Origin of the sequence: Pedobacter suwonensis (assembly GCF_900111825.1) — a bacterium.
Taxonomy (GTDB): Bacteria; Bacteroidota; Bacteroidia; order Sphingobacteriales; family Sphingobacteriaceae; genus Pedobacter; species Pedobacter suwonensis.
The window spans coordinates 1-3,237 of sequence record NZ_FOJM01000036.1; the positions used below are offsets into that span (position 1 = coordinate 1).

The 3,237-nt window shown below is 56.1% G+C and carries 1 protein-coding gene; it reads right to left on the bottom strand.

The features are described 5' to 3' along the window. Window positions 1–3,237: non-ribosomal peptide synthetase (locus BM107_RS24425; RefSeq protein ID WP_139222343.1), on the bottom strand; the 3,237-nt coding region annotated here is incomplete at both ends.

Genomic DNA, 3,237 nt, shown 5'->3' on the forward strand with positions numbered 1-3,237 from the left:
ACTTCAGACCAGACCGAAACCAGAAGCTCCTCCATCTCACCGGAAGGGGCATGGTAATCCGATTCCCCGGATAGCTCCACAACAGGAAGCTTCCGCCGGTCGATCTTTCCGTTTAACGTCAAAGGAAAAGAAGCCAAATGAACGTAATAAGACGGCAGCATATAATCGGGTAGCAGTTCTTTCACTCGTTCCTTTAAATCCTCAACAGCCAAACCGCTCAGGGTGGTATAATAGGCCACCAGTGCTTTCTCCGGCCCATCGCCAACTACCTCGACCAGCACCTGGTTTATCCCGTCCAGACCGCCCATCACCACCTCGATCTCTCCGGGCTCGATCCGGTATCCACGGATCTTTACCTGGCTGTCCATCCTCCCCAGGAACTCCAGGTTCCCATCATCTCCCCAGCGCACAAGGTCGCCGGTACGGTACATCAAACTATTTTCTTCGAAGGGATTCGCCACAAACTTCTCTCGGGTTAAAGCATCATTCCCCACATAACCCTGTGCCAGCCCGAAACCCGAAACACAAAGCTCTCCGGAAACACCAAGCGGGCTCAGGCCACCACTCCTGCCCAGCACGTAAACATCAGTACCCATCACCGGGCGGCCGATCGGGATATGAGACTGATCAGCTATCCCCCGAGGGATCGCATACATACAGGTAAATGTCGTATTCTCGGTCGGCCCGTAACCATTGTAAACACATACCCCGGGCAACTGACGGTAAACCTTTGCAACCGATGCCGCACGGACAACATCCCCCCCTGACAGTACATAACGCAGCGGAAGGCCCGAAAGATCACCCTCACACCACTGGTCCAAAAGACCCGAGGTCAGCCAGAGCGTGTTGACGCCATGACTTTCGATCAGGCCATGAAGGCCCGAAAGGTCAATAAGGCCATCCCCCTTCATCACCACCTTACCTCCGCTCAGCAGCGCAGCCCAGATCTCAAAGGTTGCCGCATCGAAAGATACCGGGGACAACTGCAGCGTTACAGTCGGTTCACCCAGTTCAATATCACTCAGGTGAAGCAAACGCAGGATACCCTGGTGCGGAACCATCACCCCCTTGGGGCTGCCCGTACTGCCAGAGGTATAACTGATATAGGCCAGGCTATTGCCCGTCAAAGGCACAACAGGCCTGCTGTAACCCAATGCATCACAGTCAAGCTCCGCATCAAGGGCCATGATGGCTCCTCCGTAATAGTCCACCGCATCAAAAACATGGTCGGTAACGCTCAGCAGCAAACGGATCCCCGCATCCGAACACAGGTAGGACTTGCGGTCGGCAGGATAATCAACATCAAAAGGGACATAAACCCCGCCCGCTTTCAGAATCCCAAGGATCCCAACCAGCAGCAGCTCACTGCCACCCACACTGATCCCAACCGTATCGCCCGGACGGATCCCGTAGGTATCCCGGAGCAGCGAGGCCAGCTGGTTGGAAAGCCCGTCCAGTTCGCCGTAACGGAGCACACCCCCTTCATAAACCACCGCAACCGAGTCCGCATGCTGCCTCGCCTGTTCACAGAACAAATCCACAACCGTTTTTTCACGTCCGTAAACAAAACCTGCTCCCTTGCCCAGTTCCAGCAAAGCCGAACGTTCCCCGGCAGGCAGCAGGTTCAGCTCCCCCAGGGAAAGCCCCGGACCGGCAGCAACACTCCTGAAAAGCTGTTCCAGGTAAGTCCCGAAACCCCGAACCGTGGAAGCACTGAAAAGACCCGTCGAATAAACCAGGCTCAGCTGAAGACCTCCGGAATCCTCCGAGGCAAAAAGCGACAGGTCGAACTTCGAAATGCCACTGCCCTGGCCATAAGGTAAAAGCTCCAGCCCGGGAATCGACAGCGAGCTGCCATCAAAGTTCTGGTAGGAAAAAGTCGCATCAAAAAGGGGTGTACGTCCCGTATCACGCGGCAGGTTCAGCTCATCAACCAAATCCTCGTACTGAAAGTCCTGGTGCTCAAAACAGGAAAGGGCATGCGAGCGAACTTCCTTTAAAAACGCCCTGAAACTCAAGTCTCCACGGGGCCGGTTCCGCAGGGCAAGCATATTGATAAAAACACCCATCACCCCATCAAGGTCGGCATGGCCGCGTCCCGCAACAGGTGTACCCACCACAACATCATCCGAATTGCACAGGCGGCCGAGAAAAACCGTATAAACAGACAACAGCACCATGAACAGCGTGGCACCCTCCTCCTCGCCCAGACGGCGGAGCGAGGAGGTGGTCGCCTCATCCAGCTCCAGGCCATAACTCCCTCCGGGGTGGGATGCACCTTTGGTGCGAGGATAGTCCAGCGGAAGTTCCAGCGCCAGGGGAAGCTCCCCGTACTCGGACAGCCAGAACGATTTCTGGCCCAGCATCCGCTCCTGCTCAGCAGCACCCTGCTGCCACTCCGCATAATCCTTGTACTGAAGCCCCACTGGGCCAGGGTCTTCACCGCTGTAAAACGACATGAAGTCACCGATCAGGATCCCATGGGAAACCCCGTCGCTGATGATATGGTGCATGTCGACCATCAGCAGTGTCAGTCCGGGGGAAACATTAACCAGCCCCACACGGATCAAAGGACCGCGGGAAAGGTCAAAGGGGCGGACGAAACCGGACATTACCACGGAAACACCTTCCTCATCCGCATCGTACTCCGTTACCGTAAAGCCCGAACCGTCACCGATCACCTGGAATGGCTCATCGCCCAGCAGCACAAAGCTTGTCCGCAGGATCTCGTGCCTGCCCACCAGCTGTTCAAAGGAACGCAGCAAACGCGCACGGTCCACTTCACCTTTGAGCCATACCGCCTGCGGCATGTTGTAGGCCAGCGAAGACCGGTCAAACTCGTATAAAAAATACAGCCGCTTCTGCGCCGAAGATAAAACATAATGGGGCTTATCCACAGCAGGCAAAATAGCCGAATAAGCCGGGCCGCCCGAAAGGCCTGACATATGAAGCGATAAGCTCCGGATATCCTGGTGGCTGAAGATCGTCTTCAGCGCAACCTCGCTGCCCGTTTCCTTGCGGATGCGGTTCACCAGGTTCATCGCCTTCAGCGAGTGCCCCCCCAGGTCGAAGAAACTCCGTGTCACACTGATCCGATCAGGCGAAAGCTTCAGCACATCGGACCAGATCGAAACCAACAGTTCCTCCATCGCTCCGCGGGCTGCAACATAGTGATCCTCCGCCGAAAGGTCAACTTCGGGGAGCCCCCTGCGGTCGATCTTCCCGTTTACCGTCAAA